At 60.0% G+C, this 24,977-nt stretch carries 19 protein-coding genes and 1 riboswitch; of the genes, 9 read left to right on the top strand and 10 right to left on the bottom strand.

Annotated elements, in window-relative coordinates; all coding sequences use genetic code 11:
* Positions 1-50: 50 nt before the first annotated feature.
* The gene (gene queF / locus SCL_RS05045; protein ID WP_096360211.1) at positions 51-2,051 is read left to right on the top strand and encodes a preQ(1) synthase; all 2,001 of its coding nucleotides are present in this window, start codon (positions 51-53) and stop codon (positions 2,049-2,051) included.
* A 27-nt stretch (positions 2,052-2,078) separates the two neighbouring features.
* On the opposite strand, the gene SCL_RS13990 is transcribed toward queF, so the two are convergent.
* The 9 genes from SCL_RS13990 to SCL_RS04995 all read right to left on the bottom strand — a co-directional run bounded on the left by SCL_RS13990 (position 2,079) and on the right by SCL_RS04995 (position 13,796).
* Positions 2,079-5,168 (bottom strand): phospholipase C/P1 nuclease family protein, encoded by a 3,090-nt coding sequence (locus SCL_RS13990; RefSeq protein ID WP_148664995.1) that lies wholly within the window; start codon positions 5,166-5,168, stop codon positions 2,079-2,081.
* Complete coding sequence (locus SCL_RS05030; RefSeq protein WP_096360208.1) at positions 5,165-5,872, bottom strand: hypothetical protein; 708 nt, start codon at positions 5,870-5,872, stop codon at positions 5,165-5,167. The genes SCL_RS13990 and SCL_RS05030 overlap by 4 nt, the downstream gene beginning before the upstream one ends.
* Before the next feature lie 13 nt (positions 5,873-5,885).
* The gene (locus SCL_RS05025) at positions 5,886-8,288 is read right to left on the bottom strand and encodes a hypothetical protein (RefSeq protein WP_172425929.1); all 2,403 of its coding nucleotides are present in this window, start codon (positions 8,286-8,288) and stop codon (positions 5,886-5,888) included.
* 473 nt (positions 8,289-8,761) lie between these two features.
* On the bottom strand, positions 8,762-9,043 hold the full coding sequence (locus SCL_RS05020) for a DUF768 domain-containing protein (RefSeq protein WP_096360206.1): 282 nt from the start codon (positions 9,041-9,043) through the stop codon (positions 8,762-8,764).
* 206 nt (positions 9,044-9,249) lie between these two features.
* On the bottom strand, positions 9,250-9,459 hold the full coding sequence (locus SCL_RS05015; protein WP_096360205.1) for a DUF2934 domain-containing protein: 210 nt from the start codon (positions 9,457-9,459) through the stop codon (positions 9,250-9,252).
* 180 nt (positions 9,460-9,639) lie between these two features.
* A complete protein-coding gene (soxZ, locus tag SCL_RS05010; protein WP_096360204.1) occupies positions 9,640-9,963 on the bottom strand; it encodes a thiosulfate oxidation carrier complex protein SoxZ in 324 nt (107 codons plus the stop codon).
* 106 nt (positions 9,964-10,069) lie between these two features.
* Positions 10,070-10,543 carry a thiosulfate oxidation carrier protein SoxY gene (soxY, locus tag SCL_RS05005; protein WP_096360203.1) on the bottom strand — a complete coding sequence of 158 codons (474 nt, stop codon included), beginning with the start codon at positions 10,541-10,543 and terminating at the stop codon, positions 10,070-10,072.
* Between the two features lie 59 nt (positions 10,544-10,602).
* The gene (locus SCL_RS05000; RefSeq protein ID WP_096360202.1) at positions 10,603-13,293 is read right to left on the bottom strand and encodes an efflux RND transporter permease subunit; all 2,691 of its coding nucleotides are present in this window, start codon (positions 13,291-13,293) and stop codon (positions 10,603-10,605) included.
* Positions 13,294-13,307: 14 nt separating this feature from the next.
* A complete protein-coding gene (locus SCL_RS04995; protein WP_096360201.1) occupies positions 13,308-13,796 on the bottom strand; it encodes an RNA pyrophosphohydrolase in 489 nt (162 codons plus the stop codon).
* Between the two features lie 46 nt (positions 13,797-13,842).
* Between SCL_RS04995 and SCL_RS04990 the strand changes: the two genes are divergently transcribed.
* The 8 genes from SCL_RS04990 to SCL_RS04950 all read left to right on the top strand — a co-directional run bounded on the left by SCL_RS04990 (position 13,843) and on the right by SCL_RS04950 (position 24,101).
* Positions 13,843-14,886, top strand: a complete 1,044-nt coding sequence (locus SCL_RS04990) for a WD40 repeat domain-containing protein (RefSeq protein ID WP_096360200.1) — start codon at positions 13,843-13,845, stop codon at positions 14,884-14,886.
* Between the two features lie 76 nt (positions 14,887-14,962).
* Complete coding sequence (locus SCL_RS04985) at positions 14,963-15,616, top strand: histidinol-phosphatase (RefSeq protein ID WP_096360199.1); 654 nt, start codon at positions 14,963-14,965, stop codon at positions 15,614-15,616.
* Between the two features lie 130 nt (positions 15,617-15,746).
* Positions 15,747-16,718 (top strand): FecCD family ABC transporter permease, encoded by a 972-nt coding sequence (locus tag SCL_RS04980; protein ID WP_096360198.1) that lies wholly within the window; start codon positions 15,747-15,749, stop codon positions 16,716-16,718.
* Positions 16,718-17,479, top strand: a complete 762-nt coding sequence (locus SCL_RS04975) for an ABC transporter ATP-binding protein (RefSeq protein WP_096360197.1) — start codon at positions 16,718-16,720, stop codon at positions 17,477-17,479. Before SCL_RS04980 ends, SCL_RS04975 begins: the two co-directional genes overlap by 1 nt.
* A gap of 186 nt (positions 17,480-17,665) precedes the next feature.
* Positions 17,666-20,029: a putative bifunctional diguanylate cyclase/phosphodiesterase gene (locus tag SCL_RS04970; protein ID WP_096360196.1), complete on the top strand. Its 2,364-nt coding sequence runs from the start codon at positions 17,666-17,668 to the stop codon at positions 20,027-20,029.
* A 594-nt stretch (positions 20,030-20,623) separates the two neighbouring features.
* A riboswitch (cobalamin riboswitch) is annotated at positions 20,624-20,884 on the top strand.
* Positions 20,885-20,992: 108 nt separating this feature from the next.
* Positions 20,993-22,951 carry a TonB-dependent receptor gene (locus SCL_RS04960; RefSeq protein WP_096360194.1) on the top strand — a complete coding sequence of 653 codons (1,959 nt, stop codon included), beginning with the start codon at positions 20,993-20,995 and terminating at the stop codon, positions 22,949-22,951.
* The gene (locus SCL_RS04955) at positions 22,942-23,547 is read left to right on the top strand and encodes a TonB family protein (RefSeq protein WP_096360193.1); all 606 of its coding nucleotides are present in this window, start codon (positions 22,942-22,944) and stop codon (positions 23,545-23,547) included. The genes SCL_RS04960 and SCL_RS04955 overlap by 10 nt, the downstream gene beginning before the upstream one ends.
* A gap of 2 nt (positions 23,548-23,549) precedes the next feature.
* On the top strand, positions 23,550-24,101 hold the full coding sequence (locus tag SCL_RS04950) for a cob(I)yrinic acid a,c-diamide adenosyltransferase (protein ID WP_096360192.1): 552 nt from the start codon (positions 23,550-23,552) through the stop codon (positions 24,099-24,101).
* On the opposite strand, the gene SCL_RS04945 is transcribed toward SCL_RS04950, so the two are convergent.
* On the bottom strand, positions 24,098-24,925 hold the full coding sequence (locus SCL_RS04945) for a cobalamin-binding protein (RefSeq protein WP_197702719.1): 828 nt from the start codon (positions 24,923-24,925) through the stop codon (positions 24,098-24,100). The two genes, SCL_RS04950 and SCL_RS04945, sit on opposite strands and share 4 nt — an antisense overlap.
* Positions 24,926-24,977: the final 52 nt, after the last annotated feature.

Genomic DNA, 24,977 nt, shown 5'->3' with positions numbered 1-24,977 from the left:
TGAATTAAGCTACAATTTTACAGGGATTCCTTACTAACTACAGCCAGTCCATGCCGAGCCAGCCCAGCAAGAATCTGGATACCTTCCCCAATCCGCGTCTGGACCGGGATTATATCATTGAGATCGAATGTCCGGAGTTCACCTGTCTGTGTCCCAAGACCGGCCAGCCGGACTTCGCCACCCTGACCCTGGAGTACGTCCCGGACCGGCTGTGCGTGGAATTGAAGTCGCTGAAACTTTATATCTGGTCCTACCGCAACGAGGGCCATTTCCACGAGGACGTGACCAACCGCATCCTGAACGATCTGGTGGCGGTCACGCACCCGCGCTACCTGCGGCTGCGGGCTAAATTCTACGTGCGCGGCGGGCTCTATACGACCGTCGAGGTCGTGCACCGCCAGAGCGGCTGGCAAGCGCCACCGCCACCGCCGGCCGATCTGCCGCGCGAGGTCCAGGAGCTGCCGGCGAAACAGGTCCCGGGCACGGCTCCCGCGCAGGCCCCTGCCGCCAAGCCCATGCCCGCGGCGAAGCCCCGCAACCCGGTGAAACTGACCGAGCCGGTCATCCCGCCCGCGCCCGCGCCGAAAAACCGCAACCCGGCGCCAGCGCCGGAACCCGAGCCGTCGGCCAGCGAACGCTTCCGCATGCTGCGGCGCTCGCGCCGCAACGATCCGCCGCCGGAACCCGAGCCAGAGCTGGAGCCGGAGGAAATCGTCGCCGAGCCAGTTGAGCCGGAGCCGCCGCCCCCGGCGCCGGTGCGCAAGGACGGACTCTATATAGGTATCGATCTTGGCACCACCGGCTGCCGCGCCATCGCCGTCGACGCCACCGGCAAGATCCATGGCGAGATGAGCGCGCCCATTCCCACCCCGCCGCGCAACGGGGATGAAGTCACCCAGGACCCGACCGTGTGGTGGAAGGCGGTCACCGGCTGCCTGCAAAACCTGCTGAAACAAATCGATCCGCAACGCGTGCAGGCCATCGCCGTGGATGGCACCTCCGGCACCCTGCTGCTGTGCGACGCCAAGGGCAGCCCGGTGACGCCGGCCATCATGTACAACGACCGGCGCGCCGTGCAACAGGCAAAGCACATCGCCTCGCTGACGAGCGGCGTTTCCGGCGCCCAGGGCGCCGGGAGCGGCCTCGCCAAGCTCATGTGGATGCACGACAAGAAACTCGACAAACGCGCCCAGCATGCGCTGCACCAGGCCGACTGGATCAGCGGCAAGCTGATCGGCCAGTACGGTCACAGCGATTACAACAATTGTCTGAAGCTCGGTTTCGACGCCGAAAAAATGGCCTGGCCCAAATGGCTGAACAAGCTCGGCTTCGATAGCGCATTGTTGCCGGAAGTCCACGTGCCGGGCGAATCGCTCGGCACCCTCAGCGCCGACATCGCCAAAACCTTTGGCCTGCCGTCCGACGTGGAGGTATTGGCCGGGACCACGGACGGCGTGGCATCCTTCCTCGCGGCCGGCCCCACCGAGTCGGGGCACGGCGTCACGGCGCTGGGCACAACGCTGGTGCTGAAACTGCTGTCGGACAAGCCGGTGTTCTCGCTGGAACATGGCGTTTACAGTCATCGCCTCGGCCGATACTGGCTCGCCGGCGGCGCCTCCAACAGCGGCGGCGCGGTGCTGTTGCAGTATTTCAAGATTGAACAGATGCGGGAGATGACGCCGTTGCTGGATCCGGAGAGCGTCACCGGCCTGGATTACTACCCGCTGCCGGACATCGGCGAACGTTTCCCCATCAACAACCCGGAAATGGCGCCGCGACTGGAACCGCTGCCCGGCAACAGCATCACCTTCTTTCAGGGCATGCTGGAAGGCATCGCCCGCATCGAGGCCGAGGGCTACCAACTGCTGGGAAAACTCGGCGCGCCGGCGCTCAGCAAGGTCTTCACCACCGGCGGCGGCTCGCAGAACCCGGCCTGGACGCGCATCCGCGAAAAAATCCTGCGGGTGAAAATGGAAAAGCCGCGCTCCGGGCACGCCGCCTATGGCTCCGCGCTGCTCGCGGCGGGGGTGGTGGCAAAAACGTTTTCGTGAATCGTGATCAGATAATTCATGGTTACTCTATTTAATAACACCAGATGGATAGTAACGCGCATCTTCTGGCGCTGTTTGGATAAGTTGATATAGATCGCCGCCTGTTAAGTAGTTGAAATTCCGCTTTGCCCCATTCTGGCCTGTATATTCTTGAGTTATCAACAAATTTTCACCGCCATCCACAACCCATGAACCCGTCAAAGGGGCGATAATAGTCCGGTAATCTGGATATTCGACTTTCGAACCGACTGGGCCGCAGGAATCGAGATGAATTGATAGTGATGCGCCTATTCCAAATGGCATCGATGTGTTTTCTGATGACTCAAATATGAGTTGACTCGCAATATTTGATTTTACCTCCTGTGTAATCACACGCCCAGTATTGAGGGTTGTCGGCACAACAAAATCGGATCTATTGGAGCTGGCGCTTCCAGCTGTCATGAAACTGTCTTTTACGCTTCTGCCTGTCAATAAACCATAACGCAGGTCCACATGATGAAGTTCATTTCTTTCATTCACCGACGAATAGGAAACCTCTGCGGTAGCAGAACTGGTATAGAAATTGGACACACTATCAATTCTATAGAGCCATGTTTCATCATTCTTTATCAAATCATACGATCTGGATCCGATTGCCAGACTTGACGCACCCGACCCTACGTTTAATGAGGTCACATGCTGTTCAAAGCCCGAACAAACATCGTTGACTTTGGTGTAATTTCTTGAAGCGGAATAATCATACATACCTGAACGCGTATCTGACAAAACAGCAAGAATTTCTTGATTATTCAGATAATCGACAGCCATTATGTATTTTCCGTCGCGTAACTGGTTCTCTTGAAGTGACACCTCATATGACAAGCAATTTTCCGAGGGAAACGGTTTCCGTTCGCACGTACTCGTAACTGTAATGCCGGAATAATTTCCTAAATTGGTACGTTCCGCTAAATTACCAACAATTTCTATTTTTGCCCTGTCAAGCCCGTCATATTGGGAACTGATTAACTTCCCAATGTCATCGAATATGTATTTGGTTTTTCTCCGCATAGTTTGAGCTGCAGTACCATCACCATTGAAAAACCAGGGAATTTCCAGATTCCAGCCTAAATCAGGTAAAAACCTTCCGATTTCCTGCCATCCATCTTTTGCTGTGACCGGATCATACAAAGCTGGGGAATCACTTTTCACATTAGGGCGTCGATAAACGATATCGCTTCCAAAACGCATACAGATTGCGATTAGCCATTCCTTTCCGTCAGAATCTTTCATAAGCGCAGCTCCGAAGACATCATGAGGAGCAACTGAAAAGAGCTCTCCATTTTGAAAGATGTTAGGAGTAAAAGGGGCACTGAATCCGGATGGATTTGGAAAATAGCGTGCCTTTGGTCCATGCCAAGTAAGCACTTTGGTAGGCTTGCCATTGACATACCAACCTTTCCAATCGATGTTTCCCGCTAATAAATTCTTCTTTTCGCTCAACCTCCATTGCCCACCCTGCTTGAAGATTGCGCGTTGACCGGTAATGCCATCGGTGGGCAAATAATTCGGTGTGACGAGAAAGCCAGAAATCTGTTCGGCAACGCCCACCGCCACAGCATCTTCTTCTTGCCCAAGCTTGCCACGAAAGATAAGCCGGTAGTTCACATTTTTAGCATCGGGTGGAACGGACAGAGTGAAATCATAAACGTCGGTCGAAACTTGACCAGGAGCAAGAGTATCGGTGGCGCGTACCGAAACCGTGTTCGAGACGCCATACTGGGTCTTGCCGGCGCTATCCTGATAGTCGAAGGCGACCACAAGACTGCCCGCCGAACCATTGGAGCTTGTGGAGTAAAGGACTTCATTTGCCCACGCCGGGGTCTTCTGGGGATCGATGGCATTCTTCACTCGCAACGAAATCCCGGTGTCAGTGAAGGTCACGTCCTCGGCTTCGAGCTTGCCGCGGAAGAAGTAATCGACGAGGCCCGCGCTGTAGGCGACAGCGCGGGGGATGAGGAAGTCGTGCGCTTTCTTGAAATTAAACCGATTGAGTGTCAGAAGCCGATCGGTAGTCACCTGAACGTTGAAGATTGGGTCCAGGGGGTCGGTATTGTAAGTAATAGTCTGGTTGTAGGTCTTAAGGTCCTGATCGAAGATCGATACGGAAGCGGAACGGGAGTTAGGCTTGTCGCCGACAACGGGGTCGGCAACAGTATTGGCGATGAAGTCGACGTAGCCGTCAAGGTCAGTGGTTCTCCCCTCCTCCGCGAGCAGATCGCGGATATGGATCGATTGTCCGGGAAGCGGTACGGGCCGGGGATATATTGCATTCGCGACGGGCAGATTGTTGAACAGTTGGTAGTTCGTGCCGACGGAAACGAAATTGCGATTGGTAAATTCCGCTAAGCCTTTGCCATCATCAGTCCAGAATTTCCGAGGGGCAGTAAAGACAACCGACTTACCTTGATTGTAGTCGGGATCGATGAATGGGAGGTTGCCGCGGTTGTCGTCGGTGTAGTGTTCGTACAGGCTTGGGTTCTCGATGAGCTTGGCGATGCTCTTGTACCAGCAGTTTTCCCCCGCTTTGATATGGATATCGTTGCGTACGTGCTGCGGCTGGGCCATGTCCTGAATGTGGTGGATGACGTGGCCAAGACTTTGAAAAGTAAGACCGAAATTTGCCTTGCGATCGTTTTCCTTTGTGGAGGTGAGCGCTTGGTAGAAATAACCCCGGGCATTTTTGTAGGAGAATTCCTGTTCGTTGATGTCGCCCTTGTCTTCCAGCGCCCAGTCAGGGGATTTCTCGCCGCGAACAATTCCCCAACGCAATCCTTGATCATGTGCGGGGTCGTAGAAGTGGTGCCGTGGGCGGGATTCACAGTCGTCGGTGAGACCATCTTCGAAGTCAGCACCGTCTTCGATAAGGCCAAAGATTGGCCTCTCTTTGTTTTTGGAATTGCGAAATCTGTCCGAGCCTTTCAGACCCAAATTTTTGAGAATATCTGGGTCTGTTTGCAGAGTAGAATTTTCTATCGCTGCCGTCGAGATCTCTCTATGGGTATTACGCTCATAAGCCATACATACTGATGTTAAGGCAGTGAGAACAAAAACAGCGACCAAATGCTGTACATGCATCATTGCAGATAGCTCCGGAAAAACTCTTCTACGGAACCACATTTGGCATTGTGTGGAATGTCATCTGTGCGAATAATGCGCTGACCAAGTCGCCAGCCTTTAAGTTTTGTTCCTTGGGCCTCGAAATGCAGGCTCATTTTATGGAGAGCTGTAAGCATTCGTGGTGTCTTCTTCCAATTGCAATCTTTATCGCCGCGTGCAAAATCGAGCATGGAATCCATGTCGCTACCCAGACGATAGATATGTTCTGCATACTCTTCCTGAGTCCCCTTGAACAGTTTCATCCCAATCGTCTTCCCGTTCCACTCTGAACGTCGCAGGGATGCCATGCTGATCTTGGAGCTAACCTCATTTACGAGGCGTCTGTATTCATAACTGGGTTTGAACAGCAGAAACTGCGGATCGCGGTTGCGTAAGTAACCTTTCTTCCGTGGTTCGGAGCCCCAAGCGGAGAAAGTGAATTTGCCATCTTTGTCAGTGACGGTCTCCAGGACTTTCATCTGCCCCACGGGGGTGTTGCCCTCGAAGCCGCCAACGAGCTCCCAGTTGGCGGTCACAATTACGCCTTCAATGGGTTTCTTGGTTTCGGCATCAATAACCCAGGCTTCGATAGCTTCGGCCGAATAAGTCGGCGGGTATTCTGCGGCGCAGGCAGGGAGCGCCATAAACATAAATAACAGGCACAGCAGATTCGTTCTCTGTTTCATAACTGGCTCCTTGTCACATTGCATCCATCCGCCACACCCCATCGGCATCCCGCAGAAAATAGATGAGGTAGACGCGGTTTTGACCATTGAAATTGCGCACGATCGCGTATTCACCGATGTCCTCAGAGATTGAAACACGGCGAAGTGGCGAATACGAGGCAATGATCTGCGGCATATGGGGTTTGAGCACCTGGAACACAGGCCCGTATTTCCGCTTCGCCCCTTCGTTGAGGTAAGTCAAGGCAGTGCTGACATCACCGCGTATAAGTGCTTCATTCGTCCCATTCCAGAGAGTAGTGAACTGCGTATCCATTTGCATGGCATCATGGATGACGACGGCCATGGTCTGCTCATAGCTCTGATTCTGCCCGTAGATGATCTTGACGCGAGCCGGGTATATCCCGGGATTCGCGTAGGTGACTTCTACCGGTTCGCTGAGGTCGGTGACAATACTGTCGGTCGAACCATCGCCGTCGATGTCCAATTCGACGCGCATAATGGTCTGGCCGCTGAAGTTGCCGACGCTGAAGCGGACGGGCAAAGGCGCGGTGCCCGCAGCCGGGGTAATGGTGATTTCGAATGGGTCTGCTTCGGTCTGACTGACCGAGACAATGAGCGTATCGGTCGCGGTGACGCCGTCTAGGGTCGTCGCGGTTGCGGTCAGGGCGTTCGGGCCCGGTTCGAGATCGAGATTGAGCAGAAACCGGTCGCCGGAGACCAGGGCGACTGTACCGTTAACGCTGATGCCGGTATTCACGGGTCCCTGGAAGGTGCCGCTCACGAGCACGCGCATGCGATCGAGTACCGTCCCCGCGGCCGGGCTCGTGAACTTGACCGACAAGGAGCTGTGCAACAGGCGAAGCAGCAAGCTCGATTCATTGCCCGCGGGGTCGCGGGCGAGCAGCGTGAAGAGATTGGTTCCGGGTTTCAGCGGGGCGACAAAATTGAAGGCCGCGCCGCCAGCAGCAACGACACTTCCGTTGCCATCGAGCAGCATCACGTTCGCCGTCGGATCGTCGAGCGTGCCTGTAATGGCCGCTTCGGATTGCGGGACATTCGCGCCATCGGCCGGCGTGACGGACAAGAACTGCGGCGGGATGGTATCAACGACGAAATTGGCGCTGATCCGATTAGACGGATGACCGAAAAGATCGACCGCCTGGGCGCCCAAGGCATTGAGGCCTTCCGGCAGGCGAATCGGCGACACGTAGGATGCTTCGGTGACCGAGCGGGTGAAAAGCGATCCAATGGGTGAGCCGTTGAGGTCCACGCTGAGCACCAGCGATTGATTGTAAGTGTCCGGCAGCAGACAGGGCACGGCGTTGCAACTCGTCCCCAGCCCCAGTCGGATCGGCGGGTGCGGGTTGTTGGTGAGGCCGCCGTTCTCGGGCTCCAGCAGCGTGAGTGTCGGCGACAGGCGGAAGGAAGCAACACCGATAACTTCGGCTTCTTCGTCGACCGCGATGCGCGCAGCCAAATCGCCATTGCTGGTAAAACGTTCGACCGCTTTCTTGCCGCCCAGCCAGAAGCTCGCGCTTACCGGCTCGAACACCAGCGTTTGTACTTCACCCAGATCGTGCGAACCAAAATCGACGGTCTTGAGAAGATTGGTCTCGCGGTCGTAAATAAAAAGCTGGTTTTGTTTCGTGACGACCCACAGGTTCCCCAGGAGAGGATCGACCGCAAGCGCCAGAATCTTCTTATCATCACCGTCTGTAACATTCGACACCGCTACCGGGCGCGGGGCCTGATCGAGGTGATTCGACTCCAACTGGACAAGCTCTTTCTTGCCGGCCACCCATAACAATCCGCCGAGGCTGTCCAAAGCCAGATATTCAGGCTCTTTAACTTGCGACTTGAGTTCCAGGTTATGCAGGATGACGCCTTGCGGAGAAAGATGCAGAAGACTCTCGTGTGTGAACAACCACAGGCTTTCGTCTACATCGAGTTGCATGGCCTGGATTTCGCCCGACACTTGCCATGCCCCCAGCCGGCGGCCTTGCGCATCGGCGTGCAACAGGGATTTCTCGCCGCTGACCCATAGGCTGGCATCGTAGGGATTCAGAACCAGATACTTGGGATCATCCAATTTGTCAGCGATGTTCTTTAATTCGATCTGGAGAGCGGATTGGCCAGCGTTGTCGAATTTGAAAAGCTTTTTCTGCGCCAGCATCCAGACACCGTTATCCATAGGGTCGGCCGCCAGCGCTTCAGCTTCATGATCAAGCGCAACGATCAGGTCGACCTGGTTTGTGACAAGGTCAATGCGTTTGAGATGTTTGTGATCGGCGAGCCAGACAACGGAAACGGGCGCGGAATTCTGCGCCGCTGCCGGTAGCAGCAAGGTTAAGAGTGTGATCAGAAAAACAACGGTGGCCGTGACAACTCGGCGTATAACAGAATTGCAGAGGACCAATGTACTCTCCCCATTTGCGCCCCGTATTGTTCTGCGTAACTTGGCGGGCGCCCGCACAAATGTTTATTAGTTTCTTCTTATATACTTCCTTCCCGGATAACGGGTAATAGTGTCTATTGCCCAACCGGCAATAGTTGTCAAGCAAGCCGCCTAGGCACATCACCTATGTCCATGCTTTTCAAAGAGTTGAATAACGGACGCATAACGATATCCCTTTAACGCGAAATCGGGAAATCAAACCGTTTTGCCTGACTCCAAAAACACAAAAGCCGCCCTTCGGCGGCTTTTGTGTTTCACAGACAATATTACTTACGACAAATCAACAATGCCTTCGAGCGTCGCCGACTCGCCCATGTTGTCGCTCCAGAAAACCTTGAGCTTGTCGCCCTGCTTGGCGTCCTTGAGCCGTGCGGAAACAATTGGGGACAGACTGGACTGACCCTACTTTCCATGAGTGAGTCGGACGGCGGGGCTCAGTCGCCGTCTTCATTCTCCCCCGCCAGTTGCGACTTGAGATGATAGGCATCGACGTCGAAGTCGGTGCTGTCCGCGACCGCGGCCAGGACCCGGGGCGAAACGCGCTCCCGCTCCTCCTCGGTCTCGAAGTTTGTGAAGCCGGCCGCGGCCGCCTCGGCGAACAGTTTCTCCGTCAGCCGCTCCGCACGCGCCTCGTGGCTCTCGATGTCGGGATTGGCGCCGGGAGGAATGTTTTCCTCGATCCAGGTCTCGACCCACCTCAGGAAGCGCTTGCTCATGACTGCCCACCCATCTCCTGCGTCGTATTCGGGGCCGGTTTCCCGGACCACTGTGACCCACTCGATATTTCGGTCCCAATGAATAAAAGCTTACTGCACAGCATTGACTGCTTCAATTGTCGGTTGATGTAGCTGGATGGCCTCTGTTGTAACAATTGGGGTCAGTGGACTCTGAGTCCTTGGCTGGCTTCCGCGGTCAGGGACGGTTACTGCGAGAATTTAGAAAACTTTTCGTTGATCTCACGTTCCGCTATAAGCCAGTCCTCGACCGGATCGCCACCCTGAAAACCCCGTTCGAGAGCGCGAAAGTAAGCCTTCTCGGCAACCATCTGCTGGAGCTCGTGTTCCGAAGCCGGCTTTTTGTTACTGCGTGGTATCGATAAACCAGATGAAGCGTTGCCTTTTCCTTTGGCCATGCTCGTCTCCTTGTTTTCTGAAAGGTGTGTGCTGCTGTCCTGCCGAACCGGCAGAACATAATACTGCTGCCAGCGTGCGCATAACAGGGCTGTGTCCCGTACCTTGTTTCGCCATTGAATTCTGGTTGCCCATAAAAAAACCGCCCATCGGGCGGTTTTTTTATTTGAAACAGGTAAATCTCAGGACAAATCGACAGTGCCTTCCAGCGTCGCCGACTCGCCCATGTTGTCGCTCCAGAAAACCTTGAGCTTGTCGCCCTGCTTGGCGTCCTTGAGCCGGAAACCGATCAGCGGATCCTCGGAAATGCCGGCGCCGGTGTTGACCGTGGCCACGACCTTGCCATTGTGTTCCAGCGTCAGGCGCTGGATGAAATGCGGCGGGATTTTATTGCCGGTGTTCTTGTCGGTACGCAGTCCGGTTTCCATCGGGTGCGATATCAGTATCTGCAACTCGACGCTGCCATCCTGGGCGCGGGTGCGCATTCTCATCTTGCGTTCAGCCATGAATCAATCCTCAAAAAAACAAATATAAAAATTTATAATCATCGGTGCGCTTCGCTGACGCTCAGCACACCCTACAGATTCATTTCGTCAGTCGCTCCAGGACTCATCAACCCCCACACCCACCCACCGTCACCTTCACGTTCTGTTTGGCGGTGTAGAGCTTGCCACCGGCCTTGACCACGGCGACCACGTCCGAGGTCTGGCCCATCTTCATGCGGGCCGAGAAGTAGCCTTCGGCGCCACTGAAGCTGGCGTGGGCCACCAGGGGGGAGGGGTTCTTTTCGACGAACACGGCGATGGCCTCGACGTTGGGCATCTCGGCCAGGACCTGGATCTGGACCTGGGCGCTGTTTTCGGCCTGGGTCGGGACCCGCAGCTTGACGGCGGTTGAGGGGCTTGGGGCCCCGGGGCCGAAGACGGCGCGGATGGCTTCGTCGAGCTGCTTGGCGGCGAAGGCGTCCTTGGGCCATTCGGCGGCGAGGGCCCAGCCGGGGCGGAACAGGCCGGCGCTGCCGACACCGACCAGTACGGCGGTGGCGAGGGTGTTCTTGAGGAACAGACGGCGGGGAAGGTGAGTCACGGGGTCCTCCGGTGAACCAGAAAATCAGGGCGAAATGTTAACAGATAACAGCATGACTGCTATAGACGCCGGGACACGGGAGTTTGTTCCTGGCGCAGAAACATCCAATACAACAGCGGGGTCAGCAGCAGATTAATCAGCAATGAAATCGGCAATCCGGTGAGTAAAACAGTAATAAGTATATGCAAGCCGGAAACACTGCCATTGACCCACATCAAGGCAAGCATGCCCAGGGCGGCCGTCAGCACCATGGCGCACAAGGGACGAAACTGATGCCGGGCAATTTGTCGCAGGTGTCGCGTTTCGCGGGCCGCCGCCAACGCGGCCGCATGCCCTGCCGCAATGCCGAACAACATCAGCGCGCCGAGCCACAGCGGTGGCGACCAGGGCACGCCGGATAACAGCAGCACAGCGCCGGTCCCGACTACCGTCGCGCCTGCCGCCAGCGTGATCGGCAACGCCAGGCGCAACGACCGGTGCAACACGGTCTGCGCGGCAAACACCAGCAACACCGCGAGCAAGAAAGCCATTATGCCGCTGTCATTCCGCGCGGCGTCACTGCCGCGGCCATGCATCAACTGATAACCGGACGGCAGTTTCATTTTATCGAGCAGCCTGTCTGTTTCCGTCATCAGCCGATCGGGTGAGCGGGTATCCGCCAGCAAGGCGGTTATCCGGATTTCAGGTGTTCCATTGTGGCGGTGGATCCGTGCCGGCACGACAACCCGCTCCAGCGTGGCAATATCGCGCAAATACACGGCAGGACGATGCTCCAGTTCGCCGAGCAGCAGGATATTTCCGGCGGCGATGCCGGCGGCGTCCTCGGACGACAGGCGCATGCGCACGTTGTAACGCCGGTCCGCATCACGAAAGCTTCCCGCCGGTATTCCGGTTGCGGCAATGGCCAGCGCCTTGCCGGCCAGACCCAGGTCCACGCCGAGTTCACGCGCGCGTTCTTCATCCAGGCGCGGCAGCCACTCCTCCCGCGTCACCTGTCCCGAGTGGCTGGCCTGATGCAATCCGGGCAGCGCGCGCAAGCGTTGCACGACATCATCCGCCAGCGTCCTCAAGCGGGCGCTGTCCGGTCCCTGGAGTCGCCATACGATTTCCCGCCCGGGCAGTTCGACCGGCGCGGACAGCTCCCGGCTTTTCATGAAAACCGCCGCCGTCAACGCCGTCAACACCAGCGCGGCCACCCCCAGCGCCGGCACGGCGCGCTGCAGCAGGCGACGCAGCAACGCATCGTAATACCGGTGCATCCCGGTCACGGCATGACGGACGGTCACCTGCCACGACGTGCTTGCCTGCCGGCGGCGGCGCGTATCGAACATCGGCACCAGCCACAGGGCCAGCAGCGCGGCCAGCAGCCAGGCGCCGGCAAAAACCGAAACCGGTTCGCGATACACCGCGCCCAGCTCGCCACCGGTGAACCAGACCGGAACCAGCGCCATCATCATGGCAACCGTCGCGGCGATAACCGGATTGACGCTGGGGACCGGCGCCGGCGCGGGAGGCGTCGTGCTCCCGAACAACAGCATGACGGCACCGCCGAAGAGACCCGTCCCCAGCACCACGCCACCCAGCGTCATGGCATCGAGTGCCGCGCCGGACAAGGCCATGACAATAAACACCGCTTGCAACGCCGCAATGAGAATCACGCCGAACATCAGCGTGCGCCGTCCACTGCCCCACAACAGATGGACCGCGGCCAACACCAGCACGAAACCAATGAGAAAGGCATAGGCCATTTTCCGCAGTGGCTTGCGCGCGGCATCGAGCTGGCTGACGAAGGAATGAATCTCGATGCCTTCGGGAATCAACCGGTTCGCGCGCATCCAGTCCACATGCGCCCGCACCTCTTCAGCGACCTCCGACAGGGCGGCGCGCGGCTGTTTGGCCACCTTCACCCGGACGGCCTCGGCGCCATCGACCCACAGCAAGGCCGGGCCCGGCTCCTGGCTGAGCGTGAGTCCGGCCACCTCCGAGAGATGTATGCTCTCGCCGCCGGGCAGCATCACGGGCAGCGCCGCCAACGCGGCCAGATTGCCGGACTGCACGGGTTCGCGCCGGGATCGCCCCTTCACCGGCGCCGCGCGCGCCTGCGAATCCGCCTCGGGATTCTTGCGGATCGCCTGCAACAGGTCCTCGAACGAAAGCCCGTAACCGGCGAGGCGCCGCTGATCCGGCAGCACCAGGATTTCACGCACCGTGCCGCCCTCGATATCCACGGCAGCGACACCGGGCAGTTCCCGGAGGCGCTTGGCAAACTCGGCTTCGGCCCAGTCGCGCAGCGCCAGCGCATCGCGCGTGCCCGAGGTCAGGGTGAACTCCGCCACTTTCGACGCGCCATCCGTCAACGCCAGCGTCGGCGCATCCACTGACCCCGGCCAGGAGGCAGCGGCCTGCTCCAGGCGCGCCATGACGTCGCGCTGCACGCGCTCGATATCGCGCCGATGATGCAGCGACAGGTCGATGCCGACCTCGCCCGAACTGGTGATGGAATCCATGCCGGCCACGCCCGGTACGCCGGCCAGCGTGCGCTCGAGCTGCTGTGTCAGGCGTTCCTCCAGCACCGGCGCAATCAGTCCCGGAGCGGAAACATGGAGATTCAGCCGTGGTGCCTCCCCCGACGGCGGCAGATCGACGGGCAGGCGGCCCAGGGAAAAAATCCCCAGCAATATGAACGCCAAGAGCAGGACCACGACAACGGAACGATAACGCGCGGAGGGTCGTGCAGCGGCTGAGGGCATGCGCCGCTTGCTCCTCAGTCGCGGGTTTTCAGGGATGACAACAGCGGCTCCAGCTCGGTCAGGGCCCGCTGGTAGACCTCGCGCTTGAAACTGATGATATGTTCCAGCGCGCTCCAGTATTCGATCCAGCGCCATTCATCGAATTCCGGTCGTTCACAGGCATTGAGACGCACGTCCTGATCCTGCCCGATCAGGCGCAACAGATACCAGATCTGCTTCTGGCCGCGGAAGGCGCTGTTCGGATTGCGCCGGCGAAAATGATCGGGGATATCGTAATGCAACCAGTCGCGGGTGCGGCCGAGCACTTCGATGTGCGCCGGCGACAGGCCGACCTCTTCGCGCAGCTCGCGGTACATGGCCTGCTCGACCGGTTCCTGCGGGCGCACGCCACCCTGCGGAAACTGCCAGCCATCCTGGCCACAGCGGCGCGCCCAGAAAACCTGGTTAACGCGGTTGCACAGGATGATGCCCACGTTGGGGCGGTAACCGTGTTCGTCTATCATTACAAACCCGTCAACCGTTCAGTCACAAGCATAACGGAACAATAACATGATTTTTCCACGAAGCCGCGGTGGCGGCAATGCGGCGCCGCGCCGATGGTGGATTGCCGGTATGGTATTGATGATGGCCGGACCGGGGCTGACCGGGTGCGCGTCCACACCCCGTATTCCCGCCAATGTCATCCTGCATGACGTCCACAACAACGGCTATGCGCTCGCCTTCGACACCGCATCGAAGGTGCTCGCTTCGGGTGGTTCGGAGGGGCGCATACGCCTGTGGAGCCTGCCGGAGGGAACGGAACTCGGCGGCTGGACGGCGCATGACGGCTCGCTTCAGGGGCTGCAATTTCTCAACCACGATCGTGAAATCCTCTCCGCCGGATACGACGGTTTGCTCGCGCTCTGGACGCGCGAAGGCAAACTGATCAAACGTCTCGCCACGCCCTCTCCGGTCACCGACATGGTGGCGGACGAGGCCACGGCGCTGGTGGTCACGGGTCACCGCGACGGGCATGTGCGGCTGTGGCATTTGACCGATTTCGCGCTACTGCAGGACCTGCCGCTCCACCGTGGCGCGGTGCGCGCCGTGGCTTATCATCCTGCCACCCGGCAAGTGGCTTCGGGCGGCACGGACGGAGTCGTCTTTTATTGGCGGCCGGGAGAACAGCCGCGTTCACTCCCGGCTCCCCCCACGGACGCGCAGGACTTGGCCTTCGCGCCCGCCGGCGACATCCTCCTGGGCAGCGGCTGGTTCAATCTGTTCCGCTGGCGACTCGCTGATGCATCGCTCACCGTCCTGCCCACGGCGCACCGCGGCATCGTCAAATCCATCAGCTTCGACCGCGATGGCCGGCAGCTCGCCAGCATCGGCCGGCAAACCGACAGTGCGGTGTACCTGCTGGATGCACAAACCGGAAACGTGTTGCAGCGCTTTCAGCCGCACGAACTGTGCGGTACTGTCGTGCTGTTCTCACCGGACGGACGTTACCTGGCCTCGACCTCCGATGACGCGAACATACATCTCTGGGATCTGCGGAATCTGCTGCCGGAAAGAGTTTTTTATAATTCTGGAACCGCAGATGAACGCAGATAAACGCGGATAAATATTGAGAGAAGAGTTCAAATCTGCGTTAATCTGCGTTTATCTGCGGTTTCATTGGAATAATAAATTGACCCTCGCGATCTTCGACCTCGACAACACGCTGCTGCGCGGCGACAGCGACCATGCCTGGGGCCGTTTTCTCATCGAGAACCACATCGTGGACGGCGAGGAATACGAGCGCGAAAACGAGCGCTATTACGCCCAGTACCAGGCCGGCACGCTCGACATCATGGAATTTCTCGCCTTCGCGCTGCGCCCGCTCGCGCTTCACGACCGCGCCACCCTCGACGGCTGGCACCGGCGCTACATGCAGGACAAGGTTCTGCCCATGATCACGCCCGCGGCGCGCGCGCTGGTGAACCTGCATCGCGCGAACGGCGACACGCTCGTCATCATCACCGCGACCAACCGCTTCGTGACCGCGCCGATCGCCGAGGAGTTCGAGATTCCGCACCTGATCGCGACCGAGCCGGAAGAGCGCGATGGCCGTTTCACGGGCAAGGTCGCCGGCACGCCCTGCTACCGCGAAGGCAAAGTCACGCGGCTCAAAAGCTGGATAAAGGAACAGGGGCTGACCATGCAGGACAGCTGGTTTTACAGTGATTCACACAACGACCTGCCGTTGCTTTCCATCGTCGATCATCCGGTGGCGGTCAATCCCGACGACATCCTGCGGCGCGAGGCGCAGCAACGCGGCTGGCAGATCCTGCCGCTGCGCTGACGGCAAAGAGAATGCCCCGCTCCAGAAACAGCATTCTTATGCGTAGCCCGGATGGAGCGAAGCGCAATCCGGGAATCAATCGACTTTCCCCGGATTACGGCACTACGTGCCTTCATCCGGGCTACAGAACATGAGCCGCCGCCTGCTGACGATGCTGATCCTGCTGGCGCTGGCGCCGCTGGCCCTGTGGTTCGCCGTATCGCATGGCAGCCTGGATATCGGCGCAGCGGAATTGTGGCACGCATTGCTGGGTCGCCAGGACAACGCTACCGTCTATTTGGTCGTCCACGAGTTGCGTCTGCCGCGCGCGCTGGCGGCCTTCGCCGTCGGCGGCCTGCTGGCGCTCTCGGGCGCCCTGCTGCAAGTGTTGCTGCGCAATCCGCTCGCGGACCCTTACGTGCTCGGCGTCTCGGGCGGCGCAGCCTGTGCCGCGCTGCTGTCCATGCTCGGCGGTCTCGGCATCGGCTGGGTGCGAGGCAACGCGTTCCTTGGCGCGCTGGTCTCCATGTTTCTGGTCTTCGGCCTGAGTCGCCTGGGTTCGGTGTGGACACAGAATCGCCTGCTGCTCACCGGCGTGGTGATCGCCGCGGGCTGGGGCGCCCTGATCAGCCTGATCCTGGCGCTGGCGCCCGCGGCGCAGATCCAGGGCATGCTGTTCTGGCTGATCGGCGATCTGAGTTATGCCACGCAACCGACCGTGGCGCTGGCGGCCATGCTGGCCGGGCTCGCCGTGTCGCTCTGGTTCGCCCGCGCCCTCAACCTGCTGCTGCGCGGTGAAAACACCGCCGCCGCATTGGGAGAAAACCCCGCGCGGCTGCGCTTCGCCATTTATCTGGTGGCTTCCCTGCTGACCGCCATGGCGGTCACGCTCGCCGGCAGCGTCGGTTTTGTGGGCCTGGTGATTCCCCATATATTAAGGTTGCTCGGCGGCTCGGATCATCGCTTTCTGCTGCCCGCCAGCGTGCTGCTCGGCGGCGGCTTCCTGACCATCGCCGACACCCTCGCGCGCAGCCTGACGGCGCCGGCGCAATTGCCGGTAGGGGTAATTACCGCCCTGCTGGGCGTTCCGGTCTTTCTCTATCTGCTGGTCCGTTCTCGCTGATGCTGCACGCGCAAAACCTGACCCTGGCCATTGCGGAGCGCACCCTGTGCGCCAGCCTCGATGCCGAGCTGAAGCCCGGCGAGAACTGGGTAATCCTGGGCGCCAACGGCAGCGGCAAAACCACGCTGCTGCATGCGCTGGCCGGCCTGCGCGTGCCGGATGCGGGGCAGATCCGGCTCGACGGCAGCGAGATCGGCGGTTTCCCCCCGCGCACGCGCGCCCGGCGCATCGGCGTGCTGTTCCAGGAAGCGGAGTCGGAATTCCCCGCCACCGTCCTCGAAACCGTGCTGACCGGCCGCTATCCGCACCTCGATCGCTGGCAATGGGAAGGCGCGCAGGACTATCGCGTGGCCGAAGCCGCGCTGGAAGCCGTCGGCCTGAACGGCCTGGCGCAGCGTCCACTGGCGACGCTGTCCGGCGGCGAGCGGCGGCGGGTGGAAATCGCCGCCCTGCTGGCACAGGATGCGCCGATCTGCCTGCTGGACGAACCGACCAATCATCTCGACCTGCGCCACCAGGTCCAGGTGCTGGAGCTGGTGGCCGGGCGCGCGCACCGGCCGGGGCATCTCAACGTTTTCGTGCTGCACGACGTCAACCTGGCGGCGCGCTTCGGCACGCACGCCATTCTGCTGTTCGACCACGGTGAATGCCGCCATGGCCCGCTGGCCGACATGCTGAACCGATCCAACCTCGAGCAGATGTACCACTGCCGTTTGCGCGAAATCCGTGACAACGGCAATACATGGTTTCTGCCGGACTGACGCCTCGCCGGGCGGTGTGGATTAATGAGAGACCGACCGTTATACTTTGCGCCACTCGCAGCGGCACTTAAATATATATATAACGGATGGGGCTAGCGTCTTGGTGCTAAGTCGTCTGCCGGAAACCGTACGGGAGCACGGGCTCCCCGTGGGTACTTTTCTCCCCTTTTTTCCGGTGGTACGACGGTGATACGCCTGCCGCTGCTGCCGCGAAGTCTGCGCGCCCGCATCGCCGTTGCCTTTTCCTTCCTGCTGATACTCATTGCCGTCGCCGTGACGCTGGCTTTCGCGCGGCAGGCGGCCCAGACCCACCTGGAAACCCGGCAGCAACTGGCGCAGAAACTCATGATGCTGGTGGAACCGGCGGTCCGCGGCATGGTCGCGAACTACGACGTCAACGGCCTGGACCTCTACATGCGCCGGATCGCCGATGACCCGGCGATCGCCTCCATCCGCATCACCGACGAGAACGGCGGTTCGCTGCTGTACGGGCACGAGGGCAACACCGAACCGCTCGGCTGGCTGACACGGCTGCTGTCCGGCACCGCCGAAACCGGTCCGCTGCTGGTTTCGGACGTGATCGTCAACGGCACCAAGGTGGGACAGATCGAGGCGCTGCTCTCGAACGCGCCGCTCAATCAAAGCGTCCGCCATGTGGTCCTCATCGGCGGCGCCCTGACCGCCGCGGCGCTCGTGACAGCACTGCTGCTGGTGTACCTGCTGTTGACCCGCTTTACCGCGCCGCTGCGGCCGTTGATGGAATGGGCGCGCGAATTCGCCCATGGCAACTGGCACCCGCGCACACAGCTCATCGAGTCCGGCAGCCGCGAAATCCAGGAACTCAACCAGGCCTTCACCCAGGGTTCGGCCACGCTGCGGCATTACATTCAAAGCCTCGAGGAGACGCGCGAGCTGCTCGAATTCAGCGAGACGCGGCTGCGCAAGCTCGTCAACAGCATGCACGAAATCCTGTTCGAGCTCGATACCGACGGGCGCATCGTGTTTCTCAATCCGGCCTGGAAGGGATTGACCGGCTTCGCCGCCGACGATTCGCTCGGCAAATCCTTCAGCGACTTTCTGGTGGACGAGGACGTCATCCGCGACTTCGATGCGCGCGCGCTGCCGCGCCTGCACGAGAAAAACCGGGAAATCTCCCTGCGTTCGACGGACGGCAAACGCCTGTGGATGAGTCTCGACGCCGATGCGCAGACCGACTCGGCTGGCAACTTCACCGGCATCATCGGCACGCTCAGCGACGTCACCAAGAGCGTCGAGCTCAATCATCTGCTCACCAAATACCAGGACGAGCTTTACCACCTGTCCGTCACCGATCCGCTCACGGGACTGTACAACCGCCGTCATTTCGACGGCCAGCTCGAGGTGATCCTCTCCGATCACCTGCCGAAGAATCTCCCGGTGTGCCTGCTGCTGATCGACCTCGACGGTTTCAAGTTCATCAACGACACCTACGGCCATCCCTTCGGCGACGAAGTGCTGCGCACCACCGCGCAGCTGCTCAAGCAGCAGGTGCGGCGCAACGACTACATCGCGCGCATGGCGGGCGACGAGTTCGCCATGGTGCTCAAGAACACCGATATCGAGAACGCCACGCGCATCGCGCAGAAGTTGCACGAGAGCATCAACGACACGCGCATCCCGCTGCCGGTCGGGCACATGCAGCTGCAATCCTCCATGGGCGTGGCCGAGGCGCCCACGCACGGCACCAATGCCCAGGACCTGGTGAGCGCGGCGGACGTGGCGCTGTACCACAGCAAGCGCCGCGGCCGCAATCGCATCGAGGTGCTGTCGCCCGACATCAGCCGCGCGGTGATGTCCATTTTCAGCCAGGGCTTCCAGCTGCGTAACGCGCTGGAACAGGGTCATTTCCATCCCGCGTTCCAGCCCATCTGCAATCTCAAAAGCGGCGAGCCCATGGCCTACGAGGTGCTGGCGCGCATGCGCATCAACGGTCTCGTGATCCAGGCCAAGGATTTCATCACGGTGGCGGAAGAACTGGGGCTGACGCGCTACGTGGATCTGCACATCATCGGCCAGGCGCTGAAACTGACGCCGCCGGAATACGCGCTGTTCCTGAACGTGGACATCACTTCCTTCAATGACAAGGATTTCGTGGGTGAGCTGAGCCAGCTGCTCAAACCGGCCTGCGACGAGGGCCGTTCGATCACCATCGAGATCACCGAGCGCGAAACCATCCCCCTGAGCGACAGCCTGCATCAGGACATCCAGAGCCTGCGGGCGCTGGGCTGTCAGCTGGCACTCGATGATTTCGGCAGCGGCTATTCCACCTATAACTTCCTCAACCAGTTCCGGCCGGATTATCTCAAGATCGAGGGTTCTTTCGTGCGCGGCATGCTGCGCAACGAATCCGATCGCAAGATCGTCACCCATATCCACGAACTGGCCACGTCTTTCGGCATGAAAACCATCGCGGAGAGCGTGGAAGACGCCGCTACTGAGCGGGCGCTGCAGGAGATCGGCATCCACACGGCCCAGGGCCTGTTTTACGGCGCGCCGCGACTGGCGTCCTGACGGGCGTTCATCTGCTGTCCGCCCAAGGATGCCCCGGCTTTATCAATCAAAAAAATAAATATTGACGTGCAATAATAGCGATGGAAACTTTCCCCAATTTGATAAGAATAGCGCCCGGCTGCAAGATCATGTCTTGATCAGCCGAATTCCCCATTTACGGGCATACCCATAGCTCAAACACAAGGAAACGTATTTATCATGAAAAAGTACTCGATTCTTCTGGCCGCCCTTCTGGCCATGACAGCGGTTACGGCATGCGAGAAAAAGGCGGCTGCCCCGGCTCCGGCGGCTCCGGCAACCTCAGCAGCTCCTGCTGCCCCGGCGGCGGATGCGGCAAAACCTGCGGATGCGGCAGCACCGGCTGCGCCCGCGGCTCCGGCAGCTCCGGCTGCTCCGGAAAAGAAATAAGACTCGTTTTTTTAGCTGCTGTCTGTTTTTTCAAGCCGGCCTGCGGGCCGGCTTTTTCTTTTTGGCGCACCGAAAAAAAATCCGCATTTCGCGCTCCCGGCTTGTGTCGCCCGCCGCGTGGTTATCCGGTAATCACCGGAATGTCATTGACAGGTTCTGCCCCGCTTCATATATTGCACCGGAGTTTGCAGTAGACCAGCTTCAGGTGTTTCCCGAAACTGTCGTTCCGGGAAATGAAACGGGAAGCCGGTGCGTTCGCTGAAGTTCGTTTTTGCGGCGAATCATCCCGGCGCTGCCCCCGCAACGGTAAACGAGTCAGAGATCCGCTCAACGCCACTGTGCCTGTTGTATTACACGACTGCCAAGGCAGCCGTGGGCACGGGAAGGCGCGGATCCCGGTGTAACCCGCTCGTGAGCCCGGAGACCGGCCTGAAGCCACCCAGATGGTGTCGCGGAGGGCGGCCCGGGCGGTAATGGCCCCACGCCTTCCGCTTTCCTTCCTCCGCACATCGCATTCAATCACCGCGCGGGTGCGCGCGGTTTGCGGAGGAAAAAATGAAAAATGTTCGCTCTCTCGCCGCCGCGGCGGCGCTCGCCTGTCTTCCAGCCAGCCTTGCATGCGCTGAAACCGATCCCGAAGATGCCGTCATCGTCACCGCCACGCGCAGCGAAGGCACCGGGATTCCGATCCCGACCAGCATCAGCGTCGTGAGCCGCGACGAAATCAAAGCCAGCGGTGCGCTGTCGCTGGCGGATTTATTGCGTACCCGCGCGGGTGTGCAGGTCTCGGATCTGTACGGGGACGGTTCCAGCGCCAATATCGACATGCGCGGTTTCGGTGCCACGGCGGTTTCCAACACCCTGATATTGATCGACGGGCGCCCGCTCAACAATGCCAGCGATATTGGCGCCCTGGACCTGTCACTGGTGGATCTGAACAATGTCGAGCGCGTGGAAATCGTACAGGGCAGCGCCGGCATTCTGTATGGAAACCAGGCGGTGGGTGGCTTGATCAATATCGTGACACGTCGCGCGCCGCGCCGGTTCGAGGCAGAAATCGGCGCCGGTTACGGCAGCTACGACAAGCAGCAGGTAACGGCACAAGTGGGACAGCGTTTCGACAATGGCTTTGCCTTCAGTCTCGGCGGCCGCAACCGTGACAGCGACAATTACCGCGATCACAATCGCACCGAACTGGATCAGGCCAGGCTGCGCCTGGAGCAGGCTTTGAACAGCGGACGGGTCTTTCTGGAACACGAAAGCTCGCGAGAAAACGCACAATTACCCGGCTCGCTGTTCAAGGACGAATTGGAGGCGAATCGCCGGCAATCGGTCAATGCCTACGCCAACGACTACAACACGACGCACACCCAAACTACCCGGATCGGGCTCGCGCATGCCCTGTCCGAAAACTGGCAATTCGAGGGCGAAGCAACCCACCGCGACAATGACCGCGAGTTCATCACCAGTTTTCGTTTTTCTCCCGGCACGCTTTCCACCCAGCAGCGCAAGATTTCCACGCTCAATCCGCGCCTGCACGGCGTGTCCGCCTGTGGCGCAGATCAGTGCCAATTCACGCTGGGTCTGGATGTGGAACAAACAAAATACCGCCTGCTGACCAGTTTTGGGCCGCAAAACGTGGACCAGATGGCGGGCGGCCTGTATGGACAGGCGATCGCCCCGCTGTCGAATACGCTTTCCGCCACCGTCGGCGCGCGTTACGCCCGGGTCACCAACGACATTTTTACCGGCGCCTCGACCCCGCTCGATGACGACCTCAGCGTGGGCTCGGCGGGACTGAGCTGGCGCCCTCATGCTGACTGGCGGCTGTTCACGCGTGCGGATCAGAACTTTCGCTTCGCCAAGGTGGACGAACACACGAATCCCGTGTTTGGCCAGCCTGTCGGGTTGAAAAACCAGACCGGCGCCTCTTACGAGGCCGGCGCGGAATTTTCGCGCGGGGCGCGGTCTGCCAAGGCAGTGGCGTACGAACTGAAGCTGGACGATGAAATCGCCTTTGACGCCACCGGCTATTCCAACGTCAATCTGCCGCAAACGCATCGCCGCGGCCTGCTGCTGGAAGGTTCCCTGCCGGTCGCGCCTGACTGGTCGCTGCAAGGCGCCTACACCTGGACCGAAGGCAAAATCACCGCCGGGGCCAACGAAGGAAAACGCATTCCACTGGTGCCCCAGTCTCAGGCCAGGCTGGCGGCTGACTGGCGCATCGCCGCGGCGTGGTCCTTGCGGATGGAAGGCCAATGGACCGGCTCGCAGGTCAATGGCAGCGACTTTGCCAACGCCTTCCCGCGATTGCCCTCCTATACGCTGGCCAATCTCATGCTGCGGCAACAGTACAAAGATCTGGAGCTGGGGATGCAGGTGAACAACCTGTTCAACCGCGAATACAGCGAAACCGGCGCCATCGGGCTGGACGCGACGTTTACATCGCGCGACGCCTACTTCCCCGCCCCCGAACGCAACCTGCGGCTGACAATGGACTACGTATGGCGTTAACGCGCTTCCTGGCTCTGTCGATCGCCTTGCACCTGTGCCTGCTGGCGGGGTTCGGGCAGACTTTGCCGAGCGCGCCAAATCTCCGGCTGGGGCAATCCGTATTGAACGTCCAACTGCAAAATGACGCGCCTTCGCCAGTGGCGGTTAATTATTCTGGATCAACGACTGCTATTCCGGCCGCCAAATCCTCCGGCGACCATGCCGCAGCACCAGTCGAAGCGGTCGCCAGTTCATCGCCAGCAGACCCTGCGACCGGAACCGGTGTGCGGCCATCCGCGCCAACGATTGGAACCAGGGCAGGCCAGCACAACCAATTGCTGGGAGAACTGAGAACCCGTCTTTCGCGCTACCTGACCTACCCGCCGCTCGCGCGCAGCCGTGGATGGGAAGGCACGGTATGGCTGAGCCTGCGCGTGGAATCCGACGGGCAGCTCGACAAAATCCGCCTCGAACGCAGTTCCGGTTATGCCGTTCTCGACAATTCGGCGTTAAACTCGCTGCAACGGATCGGCAATCTGGTCGAAGCACGCGTCTGGCTGGAAGGCCGCGGCGTCGACATGCAACTGCCGGTCATCTACCGCCTGATCGAGAACTGAACATGGGTCACCGCCTCTCGAAGATCTACACCCGCACCGGCGATGATGGCAGCACCGGTCTGGGCGACGGATCGCGCGTGAAAAAAACCGGCGCGCGCATCGAGGCCATCGGCGCGGTGGACGAGCTGAACAGCGTCATGGGCGTGCTGCTGGTTCACGAGATACCGTCCAACCTCCGCTCCGTGCTGACGGACATCCAACATGAACTTTTCGATCTGGGCGGAGAGCTCAGCATTCCCGGCCAAACCACCCTCTCCGACAATCAGGTCCGGCGACTGGAGTCCGCGCTGGACGGCCTGAACGAGAATCTGCCGCCGCTCAAGGAATTCATCCTGCCCGGCGGATCGGAAGCCGCGGCCGTGTGCCATGTGGCGCGCGCGGTGTGCCGGCGCGCGGAACGACGCGTGGTTCGTCTCGGCGAGACGGAAAAGACGAACCCGGCAACCGCGCGATACCTGAACCGCCTCTCCGACCTGTTGTTCGTGGTCGCCCGCGTACTGAACGTGCACGCCGGTCGCGCCGACGTTCTGTGGAGGCCGGGGAAAAACCGTTAGCGAAGTTTCGTAACGTCCGGCGCTGCCCGCGCCGTTTCGAGCGCAGCGCACACCTGCCCGGCCCCTTGCAGGATTCGCGGGCTGTGACGGTGAATCAGGTCGGGGGGAATGAAAAACAGATTGCCGCGCGCGGCGGCGGAAAACGCGGGCCAGGCGCGCCAGCGCTCGCGCCAAGCCGGCCACAAGGGGGCGTACCCGCTGGCAAGCAGGGCATCCGGATTTTTCTGCAGCACGGATTCCACGTCCACGCGTGGTGTCAGCGCCGGCAGACCGGAAAAGACATTGCGTCCGCCGCACAAATCAATCACGTCGTTGATAAGATGCTGACCATTGACCGTCAGCAGCGAGGCATCGATAACCTGGTAAAACACCGAGATACGCGGTCGCTCCGAATAACGGGCCTGTAACTGCGCGCGCCGGCCCCGGAATTCACCGGCGACCTCTGCCGCGACCGCCTCGGTGCCGGTGAGCCGGCCCAGGCGCTCCAGCAAACCGGCTACGTCATCCAGACGCCGCGGTTCGGTGATAAAAACCGGAATCCCCAGGCTGCTCAAGCGCGCCACCTGCCAGGATGGATTGCCGCTTTGCCAGGCGATGATGAGATCGGGTTGCATGGCAACGATCGTTTCCATGTCAAAACCGAAACCGCTGCCGACGCGGGGGATACGCTTGGCGTCTTCAGGATAATCGCTGTACTCGACGGCACCGACGATACGGCTACCCGCGCCCACCGCGTACAGCAATTCCGTCACATGTGGCGCCAGACTGACGATACGGCGTGCGGGGCCGGGAAGCGCGACGGGATTTCCGGTATCGTCAATCACGCTTATTTCCGCCGGCGCGTCCGGTGATGCCAGGAGGCAGACCAGCAACAAC

Origin of the sequence: Sulfuricaulis limicola (assembly GCF_002355735.1) — a bacterium.
Taxonomy (GTDB): Bacteria; Pseudomonadota; Gammaproteobacteria; order Acidiferrobacterales; family Sulfurifustaceae; genus Sulfuricaulis; species Sulfuricaulis limicola.
The sequence above is the reverse complement of the archived record's forward strand: the minus strand, read 5'-3'. Positions and strand labels throughout refer to the sequence as shown.